Below are 22,329 nucleotides of genomic sequence, written 5' to 3' on the forward strand. Positions count from 1 at the left end.
TGCGATGACGGATCGACCCGCGCTCCAGCTGGAAGCCGTCGGCCTGCAGATCGGAGGCGCGCGCATCCTGCACGACGTCTCGTTCGAGGTCGCGACCGGTGAGATGGTCGGGGTCATCGGCCCCAACGGCGCTGGCAAGACCACGCTGTTCAACATCATCTCGGGCGTCATGATCCCCACCAGCGGCACCGTGTCGCTGGCCGGGAACGACGTCACCGGGCACAAGGTGCACCAGCGGGCGCGGGTCGGTCTCGGCCGCACGTTCCAGACCTCCAGCGTGTTCCCCGGCCTCACGGCGGGCGAGAACGTGCGCCTCGCGGCGCAGTCGAAGCTCGGGGGAGCGACGAGCCCGTGGGCGTTCCCCCGGGCCGACGACGAGGCGGGCGCCGTCGCCCGCCGCTGCCTCGAGGAGGTGGGTCTCGCCCATCACTTCGACACCGGTGCCGGCGTGCTGTCGCACGGCGACAAGCGCAAGCTCGAGATCGCCATGCTCATCGCCACCGAGCCCGAGGTCGTGCTGCTCGACGAGCCCATGGCCGGCGTCGGCTCCGGCGACGTCGCCGGCCTCGTCGAGGTCATCCGGCGGCTCCACCGGTCGGGCCGCACCGTGCTGATGGTCGAGCACCACATGGAGATCCTGCTCGGCCTCGTCGACCGGGTGGCCGTCATGCACCACGGCGAGCTGCTCGCGATCGACACGCCCAAGGCCGTCATGGCCGACCCGCAAGTGCAGAAGGCCTACCTCGGGGAGACCCTGTGACCGCCATCCTGACCGTCCGGAGCCTGAACGCCCGGATCGCCGGCCAGCAGGTCGTCGAGGACGCCTCGTTCGAGGTCGCCGAGCACGGCGTCACCGCGCTGCTCGGCCGCAACGGCGTCGGCAAGTCGTCGACCATCAAGGCGCTGCTCGGGCTCTACGAGCGCACCGGCGAGGTGACCTTCGCCGGCGAGCGCATCGACAGGCTCATGACGCACCGGATCGTGCAGCGCGGCATCGCCTACGTGCCCGAGGACCGCGAGGTCTTCGGCGGGCTCACCGTCGAGGAGAACCTGCGCCTCGCCGAGCGCGGCGGGGCCCCCAACCGGGCCATCGTCGGCGAGCTGTTCCCCGAGCTCATCGAGCGCGCGAAGCAGCAGGCGGGCACGCTCTCGGGCGGCCAGCAGCAGATGGTCTCGCTCTCGCGCGCGCTGATGAACGAGAACCGGCTGCTGCTCGTCGACGAGCCGACCAAGGGCCTCGCGCCCCTCATCGTCGGCACGGTCACGAAGGCGCTCGAGGCCGCGGCCGAGCGCACCCCCATGCTGCTCGTCGAGCAGAACCTGCAGGTCGTGCGCGCCCTGGCGCACACCGTCATCGTCCTCTCCGGCGGCAAGGTGGTCCACACGGGCCCGGCCGCCGAGTTCCTCGACTCCGACCTGGTGCACCGCCACCTCGGCGTCTCCACCGCAGACGAGGAGGCAGCGTGAGCACCGTCCTGCTCCTGCTCATCACCGGCGTGGGCCTCGGCGCCCTCTACTTCCTGGTCGCGAGCGGCCTCTCGCTCATCTACGGCCTCATGGGCGTGCTCAACTTCGCGCACGGCTCGTTCCTCACCCTCGCCGGGTTCCTCGGCTGGGAGGTCGGCCGCCGCGTCGGCGACGGCACGTGGCCGGGGCTGCTGCTGGGCATGCTCGTCGGCCTCGTCGTCGGCGCGCTGGTCGCGGCGCTCACCGAGCTGATCTTCATCCGGCCGCTCTACAACCGCCACATCGAGCAGGTGCTCGTCACGGTCGGTCTCGGCCTCGCCTCGGTCGCCCTGTTCGAGGGCATCTGGGGCACCGACCCGATCCAGATCCGCCTGCCCGAGTGGCTCGGCGGCACCACGAACGTGCTCGGCGCCAACATCCCGAACGACCGCTGGCTGCTGATCGGCACCGCGATCGTGGTGCTCTTCCTCATCGTGCTGTTCCTGCAGAAGACCAGCTACGGCCTGGTCATCCGCGCGGGCGTCGAGAACCGCACCATGGTCACCGCCCTCGGCATCGACGTGCGCCGCGCGTTCACGATCGTCTTCGCCATCGGCGGCGCCGCAGCCGGCCTCGGCGGTGTGCTCGCCTCCGTCTACTACGGCCAGGTGTCGGCGCACCAGGGCACCTCGCTGCTCATCTACGCCTTCATCGTCACCGTCATCGGCGGCCTCGGCTCCCTCACGGGCGCAGCCATCGCATCCGTGCTCGTGGCCGTCATCCAGCAGTTCGCGAACTTCTACCTCGGCGGCACGGGCGATCTCGCGATCGTGCTCGCGCTCGCCGCCGTGCTGCTCGTCCGACCGACCGGCCTCATGGGCAAGGTCAAGCACTAGGAGTCGATGTTGCGCACCTTCATGAAGTCGATCTGGGGCAAGCTCGCCCTCGGCGCAGCGATCATCGTCGTCGCCGCCATCCTGCCGCTGCTGGACATCAGCATCCCGGGCGTGCTGCCCGGGCCGACCTACACGCCCGGCACGCTGACGGTGCTCGCCTACGCGATGCTCATCGCGGCGCTCGCGCTCAGCTACCACCTGATCTTCGGCGTCGCCGGGCTGCTGTCGTTCGGCCACGCGATGTTCTTCGCCGCCGGCGCCTACGGCCTCGGCATCATCCTCAAGCTGCTCGCCCCGGCGGGCATGCCCGAGTCGGTGACGTTCATCGTCGCGATCGTGCTGACGCTGCTCATCGCGCTGGTGCTCGGCAACCTGGTCGGGGCGCTCGCGCTGCGGGTCACCGGCATCTCGTTCGCCATGGTGACGCTCGCCGTCGCGCAAGCGATGAACGTGCTGATCCGCCGCAACGTGGGCGGCCTCACCGGCGGCGAGGAGGGCGTGACCCTCACGGTCGCCGTCGTGCCCGACTTCCTGGTGGGTGTCGTCAACACGCGCAACCTCTACTGGATGGCACTCGCGATCCTCGTGATCGTCTACCTGGCCTGCGTCTGGGTCGAGCGGTCGCGCCTCGGGCACGTCGTCGCCGCCGCCCGCGAGAACGAGCTGCGCGTGACGGTGCTGGGCCTGCGCCCCTACCTGGTGCGCCTGTTCCTCTTCGCCGCCGCGGCGGTGCTCGCGGCCGTCGCCGGCATCGGCTTCATGCTGCTGCAGTCGAGCGCCACCCCGCGCATCTCGACGAGCGACTTCACCCTCACGCTGCTCGTCATCGTCGTGCTCGGCGGCGTCGGCTACCGCTGGGGCGCGATCGTCGGCGGCATCATCTACACGCTGCTCGACCAGCGCCTCGCGGCGCTCGCGTCGGCCGACTGGATCGAGGCGCTGCCCGACGTGCTGCGCATCCCGCTGTCGGAGCCGCTGTTCATCCTGGGCATGCTGTTCGTCGCCGTCGTGATGTTCGCCCCCGGCGGCATCGTCGGCCTCTCGCACCGGCTCACGAGCCGACGCGGCAGCAAGAAGGAAGTCGAGCAGCCCGCAGTGCTGCAGGACATGGAAGCCTAGGCAGATGCCCGACGCCGCGACGACGCAGCCCCCGCTCACCCAGCCCCCGCTCACGCTGGGCCCGCTCACCCCGGGCCCGCTCACGCTGGGCCGCTGGACGAGCGATCGGGCCGCGACCGAGCCCGGCCGCCCGGCGATCGTCGACCGCGGCGTCACCGTCTCCTACGGCGAGCTCGAGGCCCGCGCCACGGCGCTCGCCCACGCGCTCGGTGAGGCCGGCCACGGTCGCGGCGCCCGCATCGCGACCATCACCGGCTCGACCGCCGACCAGGTGGTGCTGCTGTTCGCCTGCGCGAAGGCGGGCGCGATGCTCGTGCCGCTGTCGTGGCGGCTGACGCCGCGCGAGCTGGCCGAGCAGCTGGCGATCGCCGACCCCTCGCTGCTGCTCGTCGAGGACGACCACCGGCTCGTCAGCGAGGCCGCGCTCGAGCGCCTGGGCGACCGCCGCATCCCCACCACCACCCTGGGGTCGGCGGGCGTCGAGGCACAGGTGCCGGATGCGCTGCGGCCCGTCGGGCACGGATCCCCGGCCGACGACGACGGCCTGCTCATGCTCTTCACCTCGGGCACCACGAGCGCCCCCAAGGCGGTCGTGCTCAGCCACGCCAACTGCGCCTGGAGCAACCTCGCCCTCTCGCGCGCCACCCCGATGACGCAGGACGACGTGGTGCTGCAGGTGCTGCCGCAGCACCACGTGGCCGGCTGGAACATCCAGCCGCTGCTCGCCTGGTGGGTCGGCGCGCGCGTGGTGCTCGAGCGCACCTTCGATGCCGGTCGCGCGCTCGCGCTCATCGAGCGGCACCGCGTCACCGCCACGATGGGCGTGCCCACCACCTACCGCGCGCTCATCGCGCACCCCGACTTCGCCTCGCGCGACCTGTCGAGCCTGCGCACCGCCATCGCCGGCGGCGGCATGCTCGACCAGCGCGCCGCCCAGCAGCTGCGGCAGCACGGCGTGCCCGTGCTGCAGGGCTACGGGCTCACCGAGGCGTCGCCCAACGTCGCGCTCGCGCGCGACGCCTCCGACGACGGCACGGTCGGCCGCCCCTACCCGCACGTCGACGTGGCGCTGCTCGTCGACGGTCAGGTGCACCACGAGCCCGGCACCGGCGAGCTGCTCGTGCGCGGGCCGGCCGTCTTCCAGGGCTACTTCCGCGACCCCGAGGCGACCGCCGCGGCGCGGCTGGGCGCGTGGCTGCGCACCGGCGACCTCGTCGCTCGCGACGCGGCCGGACGCATCCGCATCGTCGACCGCGTGAAGGACATCGTGCGCTCCGGCGCCGAGTCGATCGCGCCGATCGAGGTCGAGCTGGCGCTGCTCGAGCATCCGGCGGTCGCCGAGGCCGCCGTCGCCGGCGTGCCGAGCGAGCGCTGGGGCGAGGAGCTCGTCGCCTGGCTGGTGCTCGCCGACCCCGCCGACGAGGCGAGCCTGCGCGCCCACCTCGACGGCCGCATCGCCGACTTCAAGCATCCGAAGCGCTTCATCGTCGTCGACGAGATCCCGCGCACCACCAGCGGCAAGCCGCTGCGCCGGGCGCTGATCGCCGGCCTGCAGGCCGCGGCCATCGAGCGGGCGGTGACGCGATGAACGCGCCGAGGACGAAGCGCGGCGAGCAGACGAAGGCCAACCTGCTGGCCGCCGCCGAGCAGGTGTTCGCCGAGCAGGGCTACCAGGCCGCGTCGATCTCGCGCATCACCGACCGCGCCAACGTCGCCCAGGGCACCTTCTACCTGTACTTCCAGTCGAAGCTCGACCTGTTCGAGCAGCTCGTCGAAGACCTCAACCGGCGCGTGCGCAAGGCGATGAGCGACGGCGCGGCCCGCGGCAGCAACCGCGCAGAGGCCGAGCGCGAGGGCTTCCGCGAGTTCTTCGCCTTCACCGCCGAGCACCCCGCGCTCTACCGCGTCGTGCGCGAGGCCGAGTACGTGTCGCCCGGCGCGATGCGCAACCACTACGAGCGCATCGTCGAGGGCTACCGCGACGGCCTCGAGCGCGCCCGCGCCGCCGGCGAGATCGGCGACATCGACCCGGAGGTCGCCGCCTGGGCCCTGATGGGCGTGGGCGAGATGATCGGCATGCGCTACGTGCTGTGGCCGACGGGGGAGACCGGGGCCTACGGCACCGGCGCCACCCCCGTGCCCGACGACGTCTTCGACGAGATGGTCGCCTTCGTGCAGCGCGCGCTCGGCGCCCCAGCCGCGAGCCCGGCCGGCCCTAGCCCGGCCGCGCTGAGCCCGCACGCACCGGCGCGCCTCGAACCCGCCGCGAACGCGGCCCCCAGCCCCGCCGCGAACGCGGCCCCCAGCCCCGTCGCGACCGCGGCCCCCAGCCCCGCCGCGACCGCGGCGCCCACCCAGGAGGTTCCATGAGCACGCTGACCGGCCGCAGGGCCATCATCACCGGCGGCGCCGCAGGCATCGGCGCCGCGATCGCGCGCTCCTTCGCCGCCGAGGGCGCGCACGTGGTCATCGCCGACCGCGACGCGGCCGCCGCCGAGGCGCTCGCCCAGGAGCTCGGCGGCGAGTCATGGGCCGTCGACCTGCTCGACGTCGCGTCGCTCGAGTCGCTCTCGCTCGAGGCCGACATCCTCGTGAACAACGCCGGCATCCAGCGCGTCGCCCCCATCCAGGAGTACGAGCCGGAGATGTGGCGCCGGATCCACACCCTGATGCTCGAGTCGCCGTTCCTGCTGATCCGCGCGGTGCTGCCGGGCATGTACGAGCGCGGCTTCGGACGCATCCTGAACCTCTCGAGCGTGCACGGCCTGCGCGCATCCGCCTTCAAGTCTGCCTACGTGGCCGCCAAGCACGGCCTCGAGGGGCTGTCGAAGGTGACCGCGCTCGAGGGCGCCGAGCACGGCGTCACCTCGAACTGCATCAACCCCGGCTACGTGAAGACGGCCCTGGTCGAGGCGCAGATCGCCGACCAGGCGAAGACGCACGGGATCCCCGAGTCGGAGGTGCTCGAGAAGGTCATGCTCACCGAGGCCGCGATCAAGCGGCTGGTCGAGCCCGAGGAGGTCGCCTCGCTCGCAACCTGGCTCGCCGGCCCGCACGCCGGCATGGTCACCGGCACCTCCTACGTCATGGACGGCGGGTGGAGCGCCCGATGAGCGCGCCGGGCACCGCGGAGCAGCCGCTCCGCGCCCCCGTCGACGGCGGCGAGCTGGTCGCCACCGTGTGGCGGGCGGATGCGTCGGGGACGCCCGTCGTCGCGATCCACGGGATCACGGCGAACCACCGGTCGTTCTCGCCGCTCGCCGCCAGGCTCGAGTCGCCGCTGCTCGCGGTCGACCTGCGCGGGCGCGGCGGGTCGCGAGCGCTGCCCGGCCCCTACGGGCTGGTGCAGCACGCGGAGGATGTCGCCGCCGCCATGCGCGCCGCCGGCATCGCCCGCGCGATCGTCGTCGGCCACTCGATGGGTGCGTTCGTCGCCGTGCGGCTGGCGAGCGCCCACCCCGAGCTCGTGGCCTCGCTCGTGCTCGTCGACGGCGGGCTGCCGCTGCGGCCGGCGCCTGCGGGCAGCGAGCTGAGCCCCGAGGACGTGCTGGGGCCGGCGATCGAGCGGCTGCGGATGACCTTCGCGTCGACCGACGAGTACCGCGCGTTCTGGCGCCAGCACCCGGCCTTCGGGCCCTACTGGAGCGCCGCGATCGAGGAGTACGTCGACTACGACCTGGTGCCGGTCGACGCGCACGCCGAGGTGGAGTCGGCGACCGGCGCGCTGCGGCCGTCGGCAAACCCCGACGCTGTCGTCGCCAACCTGGTCGAGCTCGACGGGCGCGGCGGCTACGCCGACGCGCTGGTGGGGCTCACGATGCCGATGCTGCTGCTGCGCAGCCCTCGTGGCCTCTTCGACGACAGCCCGGGCCTCTACGATGACGAGTGGCTCGCGACGTGGAGGTCGCGGCTGCCCCAGCTCGAGGTCGGCGACGTCGAGAACACCAACCACTACACGATCCTGATGGGCTCGGGGGTGGACGACGTCGCTGCGGCGGTCGCCCGCCTCGCGCCGGTCGAGCAGAGAGAGGGACGCTGATGGCGATCGACAAGACCTACGGCTCCGCGGCGGAGGCCGTCGCAGACATCCAGGACGGAGCCACGCTCGCGGTGGGCGGCTTCGGCCTCTCCGGCAACCCGATGGCGCTCATCCGGGCGCTCGAGGAGCGCGGCGTCACGGGCCTCAAGGTGGTCTCGAACAACTGCGGCGTCGACGACTGGGGCCTCGGCCTGCTGCTGCGCAACGGCCAGATCGACAAGATGACCTCCTCCTACGTGGGCGAGAACAAGGAGTTCGAGCGCCGCTACCTCTCGGGCGAGCTCGAGCTCGAGCTGACCCCGCAGGGCACGCTGGCCGAGAAGCTGCGCGCCGGCGGCTCGGGCATCGCCGCGTTCTACACCCGCACGGGCGTCGGCACGCAGGTGCAGGAGGGCGGCCTGCCGCAGCGCTACAACGCCGACGGGTCCGTCGCCCAGGCCTCCGAGCCGAAGCCCACCGCGACCTTCGAGGTCGACGGCGAGCCCAAGGAGTTCGTGCTCGAGGAGGCCATCACCACCGACTTCTCGCTCGTGCACGCGCTGCGCGGCGACCGCCACGGCAACCTGGTCTTCAACAAGGCCGCGCGGCAGTTCTCGCCGCCCGCCGCCATGGCCGGCCGCATCTGCATCGCCCAGGTCGAGGAGCTCGTCGAGCCCGGCGAGATCGACCCGGATGCGGTGCACCTGCCGGGCGTGTTCGTCCACCGGATCATCGAGGTCGGCACCGACATCGAGAAGCGCATCGAGCGCCGCACCGTCACCGAATCCGCAAGCACCGAGGAGCGTTGAGATGGCACTGACCCGCAACGAGATGGCCGCGCGCGCGGCGCAGGAGCTCGAGGACGGCAACTACGTCAACCTCGGCATCGGCCTGCCCACGCTCGTGCCCAACTACGTGCCCGCCGACGTGACCGTCGTGCTGCAGAGCGAGAACGGCATCCTCGGCGTCGGCCCGTACCCGACCGAGGAGAACGTCGACCCCGACCTCATCAACGCCGGCAAGGAGACCGTCACGACGCTGCCCGGCACCTCGTTCTTCGACTCGGCGACGTCGTTCGCGATGATCCGCGGCGGCAAGATCGACGCCGCGATCCTGGGCGCCATGCAGGTGTCGGCGGCTGGCGACATCGCCAACTGGATGATCCCCGGCAAGATGGTGAAGGGTCCCGGCGGCGCGATGGACCTGGTTCACGGCGCCGCGAAGGTGATCGTGCTGATGGAGCACGTGGCGAAGGACGGCACGGCGAAGATCGTCGACGAGTGCTCGCTGCCGCTCACCGGCAAGGGCGTCGTCGACCGCATCATCACCGACCTCGCGGTACTCGACGTGACCCCCGAGGGCCTCCGTCTCGTCGAGCTGGCGCCCGGCGTGACGCTCGAGGAGCTGCGCGAGAAGACCGAGCCGGAGATCCTGGCATGACCACGATCCTGGACGGCATCGAGCAGGGGCGCGTCCAGACCGACCGCCTCGACGCATCCGTGCTGCGGCGTTCGGGCGAGGGCGCCGATGCCGACCGCCGGCCGATCGTGCTCATCCACGGCAACGTGTCGTCGTCGCTGTTCTTCCAGCCGCTGATGCTGGCGCTGCCGCGGCCGACGATCGCGATCGACCTGCGCGGCTACGGCGACAGCGAGACGCTGCCGGTCGACGCGACCCGCGGGGTGCGCGACTGGGCCGACGACGTCGCCGGCGTGCTCGACGAGCTCGGCGAGAGCGACGTGCACCTCCTCGGCTGGTCGATGGGCGGCGGGGTGGTCATGCAGCTCATGCTCGACCGGCCCGACCTGATCCGCTCGGTGACGCTGATGGCGCCGGTGCCGCCCTACGGCTTCGGCACGAAGCTCGACGGATCGCCGTGCACGCCCGACGTGGCCGGCACAGGCGGGCCGGGGGCGAACGCCGACTTCATCGCGCGGCTCGCCGCCGGCGACACCAGCGACGACGAGCCGACGAGCCCGCGCAGCGTGTTCCGCTCGAGCTACGTCGCGCCCGGCTTCTCGGACGACTACGAGGACCTCTGGGTGGAGTCGATGCTGTCGACGAAGACCGGTCCCGACAACCAGCCAGGAGACGGCGTCGCGTCGGAGTCGTGGCCGGGGTTCGGGCCGGGATCGCGCGGCGTGCTCAACACGATGTCGGCCGCGCACCTCGACCTCACCGGCATCGTCGACCTCGACAAGAAGCCGGCGATCCTGTGGGTGCGGGGCGCGCACGACGCGATCGTCGGCGACGAGTCGTTCTTCGACTTCAACACGCTCGGCAAGCACGGCATCGTGCCCGGCTGGCCGGGCGAGGAGGTCGCGCCGCCGCAGCCGATGCTCGCGCAGACGCGCGCGGTGCTCGAGCAGTACGCGGCGAACGGCGGCTCCTACGAGGAGGTCGTCTTCGAGGGCGCCGGTCACTCGCCGCACCTCGAGGACCCCGAGCGGTTCCGCCAGGTGCTGCTCGCGCACGTCGACGCGAACGACTGAGCACCGCCCGCGCCGCAGCAGCTGCGCCACAGCTGCGCTCGAAGCGTGGGGGTCTGCGGCGCGCAGCACTGCGGGGACGCGCGTCAGCGAGCATCGATCGTGAGCGTGCATCGATCGTGAGCGACGATCTGGCCGCTCAGGTGCGCATGACGATGTGCGCGGGTGGCCCCAGGTCGAACGCAGCCTCATGGAGCCGCGATCGCAGGCGCCCGCGCACCACCTGGCGCACCACCTGGCGCACCCGTTGCTCGACGGTGCGGCCGCGGTGCCGAGCGCGGCGGCGCGGTGGACGCGCGGCGAGCGCCGGTGGCGGGTCGGGCAGCCTGACGGCCAGGCTCGGGACGGCGCCGGCGGCGAGGGCGCCGGTGGTGCCGCGCTTGCATGCGTCCCGGACGGTCGCAGCGGCGATCGTCGCGCCGATGCTCCGGCTCGAGACCGCGACAGGCTGGGTCGCTGGAGTGCGGCCGGTGCGGGCGTAGCGATCTGCGGAGCGCAGGTCGGGCACGATGCGCCAGCTGCCTGCCTCGGCGCCGGCCCTCTCGATGCGGAGTCGGCCGGCGTGGATCTCGTGATGGTGGTACGCGCACACGAGGATGCCGTTGTCGATGTCGGTGGGTCCGCCGAGCTCCCACGGCACGATGTGGTGGGCTTCGCACCAGGCGGCGGGCATGCCGCATCCGGGCACGCGGCAGCCCTTGTCGCGGGCGGCGAGCGCGCGTCGCTGGGCGCGGTTGAACAGCCGCTCGGTGGTGCCGAGCGACAGGACGTGGCCGGCGCCGTTGACGACGGCGTGGTGGACGCGTGCCTCGCAGCCGAGCCGCCCGATCGTCTCGATCGGCACGAGGCTGCCGGTGTGCTCGATCGTGAGGACACGGTCGGGGTGGTCGGTGCCGTGCAGGTAGGCGTCGTAGGCGTCGATGGTGCCGGTGAAGACGAGCGTGGGTGGCTCGGCTCCGGCGACGGGCGCGTCGCCGGAAGCGGCATGGGCCTGCACGAGCCCGAGGAGCACGTCGTGCCGCTTCTGCTCGGGGGTGCGGTCGTCGACGACGCCGATGCCGTCGGCGCTGGGCTGCCCGTTCGCGTCCACATCCCGGCCGCAGTCGCAGCCTGCGCCGTCGCCAACGCTGACGCCAGCGCCATCGCAGCGGTCGGCGCAGGGTCCGTCACGGAACGCGACCTTCACGCGCGGACTGCTGTACGCATCCAGGACCGCTTTGAGGGCGGAGCCGCCCTCAGGCGGGGAGATCACCTGCAGCTCCCACATGCCGTCTGCGCGCTGCCGCAGCCGCGCCGACCGCATCGCCCGCTGCCGCTCGGCGGTCGGCAGCACGCCGTCAGGGTCGAGCATCGCGACGTAGACGCGCGCCTGCGTCACCAGCAGCTCCGGCACCAGCGGGAAGGCAGGATCGGTGGCCGCTTCGACGAGCGCGTTCTCGGCCCACGCGAGCAGCGCGAGCTCGGCGCGCGGCGCTGCTGGTTCGAGCTGCTGCACGATCGCCTGCGCCTGCGCGAGCGAGAGCTCGCCGTCGCCGAGCGCGTCGGCGACGGGCGGGTACCTGGTGGCGATCTCGCCCCCGGTGAGGCTGACCGCAGGGGCGGTCAGTGCGGCCAGCGCGATGAGCGCCTGCGCGGCGCTGGCTCGGATCCCGAAGGCTGAGGCGACCGCCTCCTTCGCGCTGCGGTGCCCGAGCCGGCGGCACATCGCCTCCTCCGCCGGGCCCTTCGACCGCCCAGCGATCTGGGCGGCCAGCCGCACCTGCAGCCCGTCGACGATGCGCGAGAGCTCGGCAGCGCCGGCCAGGATCGCCTCGAGCTCAGCAGGCGTGGCCCGGGCGAGGGAGGCGGCATCGGCGAGGACGGCGCGCGCAGCGACGACCGCCGCTGCCGTTGCCTGCTCCGCCTGCGTCACCATCGACCCCTCCGTCACGACGACCCTAGATCTGGCCACCCACATCCGCCCCCGTCGCCACCAAGGTAGATGCGACCGCCCACATGCCCGTCGGTCGAGGTGATCGCACGGGATCGGTGGCTGGATCCGGCTCCGGTCGACAGCAGCGAGGGCCCCGCATCTGCTGATGCGGGGCCCGGCTGTCGTGCGGTGACTACTCGGCCGCAGTGAGCCCGTCGACGTACTCCTGGTTCTCGGTGATCCAGGTGGCGACGATCTCGGGGTAGTCGCTCTGCGAGGCGTCGCTGTTGAACATGGCGTTCTCGAGCGAGAAGAGCAGCTCGGAGTCCATCTCGAACGCCTGCAGCCACTCGGTGAGCTGCGGGAAGTCCTCCTCGAAGCCGGTGCGGGCGATCGAGTGGATGCCCTCGGCGGCGCCGAGCGTGCCCTCCGGGTCCTCGAGGTCGCGGATCGCGAACTCGTCGTAGGCCCAGTGCGGGCGCCACAGCGTGACCACGATGTTCTCGCCCGACTCGAGGGCGCCGCTCAGCTCGGCCAGCATCGCGGGGGTCGACGAGGTCGTGAACTCCATGCCCTCGAGGCCGTAGGTCGGGATGACCTGCTCCTGCGTGGCCTTCGTGAGGCCGGCGCCGGGCTCGATGCCGATGATGCGGTTGTCGAACGCGTCGGCGTTGGCCGCGAGCTCGTCGATCGAGGTGATCGGGGCATCCTCGTTCACGGCCAGCGTGAGCACCGCGTCGTCGTTCCAGGAGCCCAGGTCGACGAGGTCGCCCTCGAACTCCTCCAGGTAGTCGGCGTGCGTCATCGGCAGCCAGCCGTCGAGGGTGACGTCGTAGTCGCCGCCCGCGACGCCCGCGAAGACGGGGCCGGCGTCGGCGTACTCGAGCTCGACGTCGTAGCCCTGCTCCTCGAGGATCGCCTCCCACAGGTAGGAGACGGCCTCGCCCTCGGGCCAGCCGTTGAAGACGCCGATCGTGAGCTCGGTCTGGTCGCTGGTCGCCGCGGCGCCGCCCTCGGGGGCCTCGGTCTGCGTGCCGCTCGCCGAGCAGCCGGCCAGGGCCAGGGCTCCGACGGCGGCGACGGCCGCGACGCGGATGTATCGCTTGTGCATGCTGTGTCCTCTCGTTCCGTATGGTGTTTCGTCCGTCGGCGGCCGCAGGCTGCGGTCGCCGAAAGCGTCAGCGGCCGCGCAGCGCGGCCGGCTCGGTGTCGTCGGTCGTCGGCGCGACCATCCCGGGTGCCGTCAGCGTCGGCGCGCCGGTGTTGGCGCCAGCAGATGCTTCTGCCGCTGCGCCGGAGCGGCGCGCTCGCAGCCGCGCCACCGGGCTGTGCTGCTGCGGGCTGCCGAGCGCGTTGGTGACGCGGTCGAGGATGATCGCGAGGATCACCACGGACAGGCCCGCCTCGAAGCCCAGGCCCACGTCGATGCGCTGCAGCGCCTGCACGATGTCCTGGCCGAGGCCGCCGGCGCCGACCATCGCGGCGATGACGACCATCGACAGCGACAGCATGATGATCTGGTTGACGCCGGTCATGATCGTGGGCAGCGCCAGCGGCAGCTGGATCTGGCGCAGGATGCGGCCCGGCGACGCGCCGAACGCGCTGCCCGCCTCGACGATCTCGTGGTCGACGCCGCGGATGCCGAGCTCGGTGAGCCGCACGCCGGGAGCCATCGCGAAGGCGATGGTGGCGATGATGCCGGGCACCACGCCGATGCCGAACAGGATGATCGCCGGGATCAGGTAGACGAACGCGGGCATCGTCTGCAGGAAGTCGAGCACCGGCCGCACGATCGACGAGACCGAGTCGGAGCGGGCCGCCCAGATGCCGAGCGGGATCGCGATGAGCAGGGCGAAGAAGGCTGCGACGATCGTCAGCGCGAGGGTCGCCATCGCGTTGTCCCACTGGTCGACCAGCACGATCGCGACGAGCCCTACCAGGGTGCCGACGCCCATCCGCCAGCCTCGTGCGAGCAGGGCGAGCACGGTCAGCACCAGGATCATGACGATCGCGGGCGGCTCGGTGAACACCCATTCGGCGACGTCGAACAGGCCGTTCACGAGCGCGCGGATCACGTCGAAGAGCACCGCGAGGTTGACGGTGATCCAGTCGACGCCCGTCTCCACCCAGTCGCCGAGCGGCAGGCGCACGTCATCGAGCATCGGAGGCCTCCTGGAGGTCGTGGGCCGCCTGCGACGCGTCGAGCGTCTGCGTGACGAGCGCGGGGTCGAGGGCGGGCGGCAGGTCGACGATCGCCATCTCGGCGGTGTCGCTGCTGACGTTGCCGAGCGCGGCGAGCAGCATCACCCGGGGGATCACGCCCAGCAGCCGGCCGCCGTCGCCGACGACCGCGATGGGCAGTCCGCTGGTGATCGCGAGCTCCGGCAGGTCGGCGAGGCTCGTCTCGGGGCCCACGCGGTGCATGTCGGCGTCGATCAGCGGGCGCAGCTCGCGCTCGCCGCGCTGCACGGCGCGCAGCACGTCGCGGTCGCGCACGGCGCCGAGCACGGTGCGGCCGGGGCCGGTGACCAGCAGCGCCGAGCTCTGCACGTCGCGCATGGCCTTCAGCGCCCCGCGAGGGCCGACGGTGACGGGCACGGATGCGGCGGGCGGCTCCATCACGCTGGCGGCGGTGAGCACGCGGGTGCGGTCGACGTCCTGCACGAACTGCGCGACGTAGTCGTTGGCGGGGTCGGTGAGGATCTCCTCGGGGCTGCCGATCTGCACGATGCGGCCGTCGCGCATGACGGCGATGCGGTCGCCGAGGAACATGGCCTCGTTGAGGTCGTGCGTGATGAAGACGATGGTCTTGCCGAGCTCGGCCTGCAGCTCGACGAGCTGCTCCTGCATCTCGCGGCGGATCAGCGGGTCGAGGGCGCTGAACGCCTCGTCCATGAGCAGCACGGGGGTGTCGGCGCAGAGGGCGCGGGCGATCCCGACGCGCTGCTGCATGCCGCCCGAGAGCTCGCTGGGCAGGCGGTGCTCCCAGCCTGCGAGGCCGACGCGCTGCACGACGTCGCGGGCGAGCTCGAGCCGGCGCTCGCGGTCGACGCCCTGGATCTCGAGCCCGTAGGCGACGTTCTCGAGCACGGTGCGGTGGGGGAGCAGTGCGAAGTGCTGGAAGACCATCGACACCTGCGAGCGGCGCACGGCGCGCATCCGCTTCGCGTCGATGCCGGTGACCGGCTCGCCGTTGATCTCGACGGTGCCGCGGGTGGCCTCGAGCAGGCCGTTGAGCATGCGGATGAGCGTCGACTTGCCCGAGCCCGACAGCCCCATGACCACGAAGATCTCGCCACGGCGCACCTCGAAGGAGGCGTCGATGACGGCGGCGGTGCCGAGCTTCGCGACCTCGTCGCGGGTGGCGCCTGCGGCCAGTCGGTCGGCTGCTTCTCTGCCTCGTCGGCCGAAGACCTTCGTGAGGCCGTCGACGCGCACGGCGACGGCGTCGGTCGGGGTTGCAGGTGGCTGCACAGTCTCTCCTGTCACGCCTCGTGGGCGTTCAGCGAAGGACGGGTGCCACCGCGCAGCGGTGTGTCGTCTGCCGTTCATGGGCGATCGAGATCGCCTGCGAAGCGGCACCATACGCTCGTCGCGCGGCTGGAGGGCTCGACGGTCGCGTCCGATGGATCGGCGGCCAGTGGTCGGCCACCGCACATTCACCGTACGCATAGCCAGAACGTGCAGTTTGGGCACGAGTCGCTGAGATCCGCGGAAAATCAACGATGCCGAGCCGGGCTCAGCGGCGGATCGTGATGCTTTCGTTATAGCGAGGCGCCGCGCGAGCGACGCTCACGCCGCTGCTTCGACCGGCCTCACTGCCACCACGGCCGCTCGCGCTGCGCCGCGCGTCGCCGCGCCTCGAGCTCGGCCACCTGCTCGTGCCGCTCGCCGATCTCGTGGATCGCCGAGACGCACTTCGCGACCAGCGACTCGATGTCGTCGAGCTCGTGCCGCTTCGCCGCCCCGATGATGATCGCCGCGCACGCCTCGGCGTCGCCGCCGGCGTCGTGGTGGCGGAAGTCGTCGAAGCCCGCCGCCAGCGCCGCCACCGGCAACCGGTACGACTCGAGCGTGTAGGTCTTGCGGGCGATGCGCAGCGAGTCGGTCCAGCGCATGTCGGGCACCGCGAGGTGCGCCGCCTTCGCCGCCGCTCGCATCACGCCCTTGTCGAAGCCGGCGTTGTGGGCGACGTAGACGTCGTCGCCGCCGAACTCCAGGATCAGCCGCTGCGCCTCGACCCAGTCGGGCGCGCCCAGCACCTCGTGCGCCCGGATGCCGTGGATCTTCGTGTTCCACTCCCAGAACTCGTCGTAGGGCGCGGTCGGGCGGAGGAGCGTCGCGTGGCGGTCGACCACCATGCCGTCGCGCACCTTCACGAGCCCCACGGCGCACGCCGACGCGGCGTTGCCGTTGGCGGTCTCGAAGTCGATTGCCGTGAAGTCGAGCGCCATGTCTGACAGTCTTCCAGGCCCCGCCCACACGTCGTGACCGACCGCATCCGCCCGATCGCGTCTGCGACGATGGAGCCATGACGAACCCCATCCTCGACGCGCTCAGCACCATCGACGCCGACGACCACGCCGGCGCGTGGGCGGTCGTGCGCGACGCCGTGCTGGTGGTGCCGGCGGTCGTCGAGAACCCGCGCGACCCCGAGTCGGGCCGGTTCCTGGTGGTGCCGCACGGCGAGCTGCAGCTGGTGGTGGCCTTCACCGAGACGCGCCGCATCGGCGGCTTCGTCACGCGCACGCGGCGGCACCTGAAGCTGAGCGGCGCCGAGCTGGTCGCGGCGATCCCGCCGGGCCACGCGATCGTGCTCGACCCGGGGCATGACGACGGCCGGGTGTTCCTGCCCGAGGTGCTCGCTGGCGAGGCCAGCGAGGCCGGGTAGCGCGGGCAGGCGCCGGGCACGGCGCCGAGCGCGCCGGAAGAGGGGCGTTGACAGCGCACTTGCATTTTGCAAGCATCGGGGCATGAGCCTCTTCATCACCTGCCCGGTCGAGAGCGTCGAGCGCGCGACCGCCTTCTACACCGCCCTCGGATGGCCGCTGAACGCCGAGATGTCGGATCACAACGTGGCGTGCTTCGCGATCGCGCCGGAGCAGTACGTCATGCTCGGCAGCCGCGAGATGTACGCCAGCGTCGGCGGGACCGAGGGCGTCGTCGGCGGGCCCGACACGCCCTCGAAGGTGACCGTCTCGTTCGACCTCGGCAGCCGCGAGGCCGTCGACGAGCTCGTCGAGCGCGCCGGCGCGGCGGGCGGCCGGGTCGGCGACACCGACGACTATCCCTTCATGTACCAGCGCCAGTTCGACGACCCCGACGGCTACCACTACTCGCCGTTCTGGATGAAGCCGGACGCCGACCCCGCCGCGTGAGCGACCTGGCGGCGGCCCTCGACGTCGTCGGATCGCGGTGGGCTCTCCTCATCGTCGAGCGGCTCCTCGACGGGCCGCAGCGCTACGGCGACCTGCAGCGCGAGCTCGGGGTGCCGACGAACATGCTCGCGACGCGACTGCGCGAGCTCGAAGCGGCCGGCGTGCTGTCGCGACTGCCGCTGCGGCACAACACCCGGGCGTATGCCCTGACGGATCGCGGGCTCGCCTTGCGCGAGGCGATCGTCGCGCTCGCTCGCTGGGGCGCCGAGAAGTCCTAGGCCGGCGAGCTCTATGCGCCGACGCGCGTTGCGTCGCCGCCGCGGCCCCGCGCGCGGTCGATGCGCGCTAGGAGCAGGCGCCGACCAGCTCGAGCCGCTCGACGGCGCCCGAGACGCCCTCGAGCGCGGTGACGGCGCTGACGACGCTCGTGTCGATGACGACCTCGGTCGCGGGGGAGCGGCCGTAGCTGACGAAGGTCCAGACGTTCTCCTCCTGCGCCACCTCGAGCCAGTCGACGGCGCCGACCGTGATGCAGCGGCTCGTCGACGGTGCGGGCTCGGGCATGCCGCAGCGCAGCGTGACCGCGCTCGGGTCTCCCCAGGCGGCTGTGGCCTGCGCGGTCGTGTCGCGGCGGTCGAGCGGCTCGTTGCCCGTCTGCTCACCGAGCTGCTGCGGCAGCGTCAGCACGACGCTCGCGCAGCCCGGGTCGGCGGCGTCCTCGGCCGGAGGCAGGTTCACCGCGCGCGCGCAACCGGTCAGCGTCAGCAGGGCGACGGCGGCGGCAAGCAGGGGGAGGCGGCGCATCCCTCGAGCCTATCGATGGCGGGTGGGCGGCGGCGGTCGCGAGCGGGCGAGCATGCACGCTCGATCGGGTCGAGCGTGGCACGAGCCGCTGTCGACGGTCGGCGATGCGCTCAGCCCGATCGAGCGCGGGCTCGGCCGGGCGACCAGCGGCTAGCGTTGCCAGCATGGACGACGCCACGCTGCACGAGGTCGGCGAGCTCGAGGCGCTGCGGCGCTTCCTGCCGCTCCTGCCCACCGGCAGCGCGACCGAGGTCGGCCCGGGCGACGACGCTGCGGTCGTGCGCGCCCCCGACGGCCGCTTCGTCGTCACCACCGACACGATGCTCGAGGGCGCCGACTTCAGGCTGGGCTGGTCGCGCTGGCACGACCTCGGCTGGAAGGCCGTCGCCACCAACCTCATCGACGTGGCCGCCATGGGTGCCCGGCCGACCTCGCTGGTGGTGGCGCTCGCGGTCGCCCCGTCGACGCGCGTCGCCGACCTCGAGGAGTTCGCGCGTGGCCTCGCCGACGCGATCGCCGCGATGGCGCCCGGCTGCGGCGTCGTCGGCGGCGACCTCGGCACCGCCCCGCACGCGACGATCGCCGTCACGGCGTTCGGCGACCTCGAGGGCCGGAGCCCGGTGCTGCGCAGCGGGGCGAGGGCGGGGGATGCGGTGTGGTGCGTCGGTGGGCTCGGCGCGGCCGCGACGGGGCTGCGGCACCTCTTCGCGGAGGCCGTCGACGAGGCGGCGGTGGCCGTGCGCGAGGCGGCCGACCGGTTGCGCGCCGGCGCGCACGCCGCGGCGATCGAGGCGCAGCTGGCGCCGGTGTCGCCGATCGCCGTCGGCACCCTGCTGGCCGACCTCGGCGCGACCGCGATGCTCGACGTCTCCGACGGGCTCGCGCTCGACGCGGCGCGGATCGCCCGCGCCTCCGGCGTGCGGATCGCGCTCGAGCGCGCCGCTGTGCAGGAGGCGTCCCGGGGCGCGACGCTCGATGCGGCGCTGCACGGCGGGGAGGACCACGCGCTGCTGGTGACCCTGCCGGCCGACGTGACGCCGCCGGTCGAGCTGGCCGGGCACCCGGTGCACCGCCTCGGCACGGTGGAGGCGGTGGGCGGCGGCCACGACGCATCCGCCCGCTCCTTCGGTGTCACGCTCGACGGCGAACCGCTCGAGCCCCGCGGCTGGGACCCGTACCGCGCCGCGTGACCGCGGCCCGCGCCCGCACCGGTACGCGCCTGCGGGTGCGGGCCGTCACGACCCGCAGTTCGGTACCGCTGTCGCGACGCCGGCGCCGGCGCCGACCTGCTTTGCCGGTACGCAACTGCGAGTGCGAGCGGTCGCGACCCGCAGATCGGTACCGGAACCGCGAGGCGGGCGCCAGCGCAGCCCGCCTACCCCTCGGTGGTCGCCAGGAAGTGCAGCGTCGTGTCGCCGTAGCGCCGCGCCCGCTCGAGCTCGAGATCGCCGGGCAGCTCGAGGTCGCCCGCGCGCCGCGCCTGCTCGACGACCACCACGGCCGGGTGCACCAGCAGCGGCGCGAGCTCGGCCAGCACGCCCGCGAGCTCGTCGGCGGGCAGGTCGTAGGGCGGGTCGATGAACACCAGGTCGAAGCGGCGGCCCGAGCGGTTGAGGTACTGCGAGGCGGCGACCTGCTCGACCAGCGCCCTCGCGGCCCCCGACTTCGCGACGGAGTCGGCGTTGCGCTGCGCGACCTTCGCGGCTGCGCGGTCGCGCTCGACGAGCACCACCGACTCGGCGCCGCGGCTGGCGGCCTCGAGGCCGAGCGCGCCGGAGCCGGCGAACAGGTCGAGCACCAGCGCCCCGTCGCACAGGCCGCGGGCGTCGAGCGCCCCGAACATCGCCTCGCGCACGCGCTCGGACGTCGGCCGGGTGCCCTGCGCGGGCACGTGCAGCTTCACGCCGCCAGCGAGGCCTCCGATGATGCGCGTCACCGCTCCATCCTGGCGCATCCGCCGGGCGCCGTCATGCGGGGAGGGTGCGCACGCATGCTGCACAGGGCGAGCGGATGCGTCGGCCCGCGTCGGCAGGGCCGTCTACCCTGGGCGGGTGGCGAAGCAGGCGGCTGACGGTGCGCTCCCCGAGGGGTTCGAGCGGCCGCTCGAGCGCATCCTCGGCAAGGCGCTCGCGGGCAAGCTGCAGCGCGCGTTCGGCATGCAGACCGTTGGCGACCTGGTCTGGCACCTGCCGCGCCGCTACGCGAAGCGCGGCGAGCTGACCGATCTGCGGAGCCTCGTGCCTGGCGAGCACGTGACCGTGATCGCGAGGGTGAAGAGCGTCGAGACGCGTGACCTGCAGCGCGACGGCAAGGGGCGGCCGCGCACCCTCACGACGATCACGATCACCGACGGGGAGAGCTCGCTCGACACCGCGTTCTTCAACCAGCCGTGGCGCACCGGCGAGCTGCACCAGGGCGTCACCGCGCTCTTCTCCGGCACCGTCGGCGTCTACAAGAACCGTCGGCAGCTGGCGCATCCCACCTACGAGGCCTTCGACGAGGAGGCGGGCGTCGACGCCGAGCAGTGGGCGCTGCAGCCGGTGCCGATCTATCCGGCGACGGCGACCGTCACCACGAAGCAGCTCGAGGGCGCGGTCGCGCTGGTGCTCGACAAGCTGACCGAGGGCGAGTGGGGCGAGCCCGCCGACCCGCTGCCCGCCGAGGTGCGCGCCGAGCACGGCCTCATGCCGCTCGGCGAGGCGCTGCGCATGGCGCATCAGCCGGGGCTCGAGCAGGACGCCTACCGCGCCCGCCACTCGCTCGCCTGGCACGAGGCGTTCCTGCTGCAGACCTACCTGCTGGCGACCCGCGACTGGTTCGACACGCTGCCGACCGCGCCGCGACTGCCGGGCCGGCTGCTCGAGCGCTTCGACGCGGCGCTGCCCTGGCAGCTCACCGACGACCAGCGGCAGGCGGGCGCCGCGATCGCCGCCGACCTCGCCAGCGGCACCGCCATGCACCGGCTGGTGCAGGGCGAGGTGGGCTCCGGCAAGACCGTGGTCGCCACCCGCGCGATGCTGGCGGTGGCCGAGTCGGGCGGGCAGTCGGCGCTGCTCGCGCCCACCGAGGTGCTGGCCGTGCAGCACCTGCGCTCGATCACCCGCGCCCTCGGGCCCGACCTCGCCGCCGAGCTGCAGCCGACCCTGCTCACCGGCCAGATGCCCGCGGCCGACCGCAGGCGCGCGCTGCTGTCGATCGCGGCGGGCCAGGCGCGCATCGTCGTCGGCACGCACGCGCTGCTGAGCGAGAGGACGACCTTCGCCGAGCTCGCGCTGGTCGTGATCGACGAGCAGCACCGCTTCGGCGTCGCCCAGCGCGAGGCGCTGCGCTCGAAGGGCCTGCACCCGCACACGCTGGTGCTCACCGCCACCCCTATCCCGCGCACGATCGCGATGACCGCGTTCGGCGACCTCGACGTGTCGACCATCCGCTCGCTCCCGGCGGGGCGCAGCCCCATCCAGACGTTCGTGATCGACCCGCAGACGCAGCCGGGCCACTTCCACCGCGTCTGGGCGCGGATGCGCGAGGAGCTCGACGCCGGCCGCCAGGCCTTCGTCGTCTGCCCGGCGATCTCGCCCGGCGATCTCGAAGGCATCGATCGTGAGGAGCAGGCCGATGAGGGCGGCGGCCGACCGCTTCCGCCCGTCGACGACGTGCAGACGACGATCGGCCGGCTGCGTGGGCTGAAGCCGCTCGTGGGCAAGGTGATCGCCCAGCTCACCGGCGCCGACTCGACCGAGCAGAAGGATGCGGTCATGCGCGCGTTCCGCGCCGGCGAGATCGACGTGCTGGTCGCGACGACCGTGATCGAGGTGGGCGTCGACGTGCCGAACGCCACGATGATGGTGGTGCTCTCGGCCGACCGGTTCGGCGTCTCGCAGCTGCACCAGCTGCGCGGTCGGGTGGGTCGTGGCGAGCACGCGGCAGTGTGCATGCTCGTCTCGGCGGTCGATCCTGCGAGCATCGCCCGCGAGCGGCTCGACGCGGTCGCCGGCACGCTCGACGGCTTCGCGCTCGCCGAGGTCGACCTCGAGCAGCGCGGCGAGGGCGACGTGCTCGGCGTCATGCAGTCGGGCGGCCGCTCCGGGCTGAAGGTGCTGCGGGTGGCCCGCGACGGGTCGATCATCGAGGCCGCGCGCGACGCCGCCCGGGCGGTGCTCGACGTCGACTCCACGCTGGTCGAGCACCCGGCCCTCCGGCTCGCGGTGCACCGCCGGCTCGACCCCGACGCCCGCGCAGCGCTCGTCACCGCCTGACGGGTCGCGGG

23 protein-coding genes are annotated in these 22,329 nt (G+C 72.9%); 16 read left to right on the plus strand and 7 right to left on the minus strand.

Annotated features, from left to right (window positions below):
* Positions 1 to 4 precede the first annotated feature (4 nt).
* From Q9250_RS07855 to Q9250_RS07905, 11 genes are read left to right on the plus strand one after another with little or no spacing between them, the layout of a single operon-like run.
* Positions 5 to 760 carry an ABC transporter ATP-binding protein gene (locus Q9250_RS07855; RefSeq protein ID WP_306231312.1) on the plus strand — a complete coding sequence of 252 codons (756 nt, stop codon included), beginning with the start codon at positions 5 to 7 and terminating at the stop codon, positions 758 to 760.
* The gene (locus Q9250_RS07860; RefSeq protein ID WP_306231313.1) at positions 757 to 1,467 is read left to right on the plus strand and encodes an ABC transporter ATP-binding protein; all 711 of its coding nucleotides are present in this window, start codon (positions 757 to 759) and stop codon (positions 1,465 to 1,467) included. Before Q9250_RS07855 ends, Q9250_RS07860 begins: the two co-directional genes overlap by 4 nt.
* Positions 1,464 to 2,342: a branched-chain amino acid ABC transporter permease gene (locus Q9250_RS07865; RefSeq protein ID WP_306231314.1), complete on the plus strand. Its 879-nt coding sequence runs from the start codon at positions 1,464 to 1,466 to the stop codon at positions 2,340 to 2,342. Before Q9250_RS07860 ends, Q9250_RS07865 begins: the two co-directional genes overlap by 4 nt.
* Positions 2,343 to 2,348: 6 nt before the next feature.
* On the plus strand, positions 2,349 to 3,461 hold the full coding sequence (locus Q9250_RS07870; RefSeq protein ID WP_306231315.1) for a branched-chain amino acid ABC transporter permease: 1,113 nt from the start codon (positions 2,349 to 2,351) through the stop codon (positions 3,459 to 3,461).
* A 4-nt stretch (positions 3,462 to 3,465) separates the two neighbouring features.
* The gene (locus Q9250_RS07875; protein WP_306231316.1) at positions 3,466 to 5,049 is read left to right on the plus strand and encodes a class I adenylate-forming enzyme family protein; all 1,584 of its coding nucleotides are present in this window, start codon (positions 3,466 to 3,468) and stop codon (positions 5,047 to 5,049) included.
* Positions 5,046 to 5,831, plus strand: a complete 786-nt coding sequence (locus tag Q9250_RS07880) for a TetR/AcrR family transcriptional regulator (RefSeq protein ID WP_306231317.1) — start codon at positions 5,046 to 5,048, stop codon at positions 5,829 to 5,831. The genes Q9250_RS07875 and Q9250_RS07880 overlap by 4 nt, the downstream gene beginning before the upstream one ends.
* Entirely contained in the window at positions 5,828 to 6,574 is a 747-nt protein-coding gene (locus Q9250_RS07885; RefSeq protein WP_306231318.1) for a 3-hydroxybutyrate dehydrogenase, read from the plus strand. The genes Q9250_RS07880 and Q9250_RS07885 overlap by 4 nt, the downstream gene beginning before the upstream one ends.
* On the plus strand, positions 6,571 to 7,500 hold the full coding sequence (locus tag Q9250_RS07890) for an alpha/beta hydrolase (protein WP_306231319.1): 930 nt from the start codon (positions 6,571 to 6,573) through the stop codon (positions 7,498 to 7,500). The genes Q9250_RS07885 and Q9250_RS07890 overlap by 4 nt, the downstream gene beginning before the upstream one ends.
* A complete protein-coding gene (locus Q9250_RS07895) occupies positions 7,500 to 8,288 on the plus strand; it encodes a CoA transferase subunit A (protein WP_306231320.1) in 789 nt (262 codons plus the stop codon). The genes Q9250_RS07890 and Q9250_RS07895 overlap by 1 nt, the downstream gene beginning before the upstream one ends.
* A 1-nt stretch (position 8,289) precedes the next feature.
* On the plus strand, positions 8,290 to 8,919 hold the full coding sequence (locus tag Q9250_RS07900) for a CoA transferase subunit B (RefSeq protein WP_306231321.1): 630 nt from the start codon (positions 8,290 to 8,292) through the stop codon (positions 8,917 to 8,919).
* A complete protein-coding gene (locus Q9250_RS07905; RefSeq protein WP_306231322.1) occupies positions 8,916 to 9,971 on the plus strand; it encodes an alpha/beta fold hydrolase in 1,056 nt (351 codons plus the stop codon). Before Q9250_RS07900 ends, Q9250_RS07905 begins: the two co-directional genes overlap by 4 nt.
* A gap of 136 nt (positions 9,972 to 10,107) precedes the next feature.
* Here Q9250_RS07905 and Q9250_RS07910 read toward each other — a convergent pair whose 3' ends face one another.
* The 5 genes from Q9250_RS07910 to Q9250_RS07930 all read right to left on the minus strand — a co-directional run bounded on the left by Q9250_RS07910 (position 10,108) and on the right by Q9250_RS07930 (position 16,334).
* Entirely contained in the window at positions 10,108 to 11,898 is a 1,791-nt protein-coding gene (locus tag Q9250_RS07910) for an HNH endonuclease signature motif containing protein (RefSeq protein ID WP_306231323.1), read from the minus strand.
* A gap of 175 nt (positions 11,899 to 12,073) precedes the next feature.
* Positions 12,074 to 12,991 carry a glycine betaine ABC transporter substrate-binding protein gene (locus tag Q9250_RS07915; protein WP_306231324.1) on the minus strand — a complete coding sequence of 306 codons (918 nt, stop codon included), beginning with the start codon at positions 12,989 to 12,991 and terminating at the stop codon, positions 12,074 to 12,076.
* Between the two features lie 67 nt (positions 12,992 to 13,058).
* Entirely contained in the window at positions 13,059 to 14,042 is a 984-nt protein-coding gene (locus Q9250_RS07920; protein WP_306231325.1) for an ABC transporter permease, read from the minus strand.
* Positions 14,032 to 15,354 (minus strand): quaternary amine ABC transporter ATP-binding protein, encoded by a 1,323-nt coding sequence (locus Q9250_RS07925; RefSeq protein ID WP_306231326.1) that lies wholly within the window; start codon positions 15,352 to 15,354, stop codon positions 14,032 to 14,034. Before Q9250_RS07925 ends, Q9250_RS07920 begins: the two co-directional genes overlap by 11 nt.
* A 341-nt stretch (positions 15,355 to 15,695) precedes the next feature.
* Positions 15,696 to 16,334: an exonuclease domain-containing protein gene (locus Q9250_RS07930; protein WP_306231327.1), complete on the minus strand. Its 639-nt coding sequence runs from the start codon at positions 16,332 to 16,334 to the stop codon at positions 15,696 to 15,698.
* Between the two features lie 77 nt (positions 16,335 to 16,411).
* Here Q9250_RS07930 and Q9250_RS07935 point away from each other — a divergent pair, with 77 nt between their 5' ends.
* The 3 genes from Q9250_RS07935 to Q9250_RS07945 all read left to right on the plus strand — a co-directional run bounded on the left by Q9250_RS07935 (position 16,412) and on the right by Q9250_RS07945 (position 17,536).
* Positions 16,412 to 16,771: an SseB family protein gene (locus tag Q9250_RS07935; protein WP_306231328.1), complete on the plus strand. Its 360-nt coding sequence runs from the start codon at positions 16,412 to 16,414 to the stop codon at positions 16,769 to 16,771.
* Positions 16,772 to 16,853: 82 nt separating this feature from the next.
* A complete protein-coding gene (locus Q9250_RS07940) occupies positions 16,854 to 17,258 on the plus strand; it encodes a VOC family protein (protein WP_306231329.1) in 405 nt (134 codons plus the stop codon).
* Positions 17,255 to 17,536: a winged helix-turn-helix transcriptional regulator gene (locus Q9250_RS07945; protein ID WP_306231330.1), complete on the plus strand. Its 282-nt coding sequence runs from the start codon at positions 17,255 to 17,257 to the stop codon at positions 17,534 to 17,536. Before Q9250_RS07940 ends, Q9250_RS07945 begins: the two co-directional genes overlap by 4 nt.
* 67 nt (positions 17,537 to 17,603) lie before the next feature.
* On the opposite strand, the gene Q9250_RS07950 is transcribed toward Q9250_RS07945, so the two are convergent.
* Complete coding sequence (locus Q9250_RS07950) at positions 17,604 to 18,062, minus strand: DUF3515 domain-containing protein (RefSeq protein ID WP_306231331.1); 459 nt, start codon at positions 18,060 to 18,062, stop codon at positions 17,604 to 17,606.
* Between the two features lie 164 nt (positions 18,063 to 18,226).
* Here Q9250_RS07950 and thiL point away from each other — a divergent pair, with 164 nt between their 5' ends.
* On the plus strand, positions 18,227 to 19,252 hold the full coding sequence (gene thiL, locus Q9250_RS07955; RefSeq protein ID WP_306231332.1) for a thiamine-phosphate kinase: 1,026 nt from the start codon (positions 18,227 to 18,229) through the stop codon (positions 19,250 to 19,252).
* Positions 19,253 to 19,437: 185 nt separating this feature from the next.
* Here thiL and rsmD read toward each other — a convergent pair whose 3' ends face one another.
* Positions 19,438 to 19,998 carry a 16S rRNA (guanine(966)-N(2))-methyltransferase RsmD gene (rsmD, locus tag Q9250_RS07960; protein WP_306231333.1) on the minus strand — a complete coding sequence of 187 codons (561 nt, stop codon included), beginning with the start codon at positions 19,996 to 19,998 and terminating at the stop codon, positions 19,438 to 19,440.
* 115 nt (positions 19,999 to 20,113) lie between these two features.
* Here rsmD and Q9250_RS07965 point away from each other — a divergent pair, with 115 nt between their 5' ends.
* Positions 20,114 to 22,318: an ATP-dependent DNA helicase RecG gene (locus Q9250_RS07965; RefSeq protein ID WP_306231334.1), complete on the plus strand. Its 2,205-nt coding sequence runs from the start codon at positions 20,114 to 20,116 to the stop codon at positions 22,316 to 22,318.
* Positions 22,319 to 22,329: the final 11 nt, after the last annotated feature.

This window comes from Agrococcus beijingensis (assembly GCF_030758955.1).
Lineage (GTDB): Bacteria > Actinomycetota > Actinomycetes > Actinomycetales > Microbacteriaceae > Agrococcus > Agrococcus beijingensis.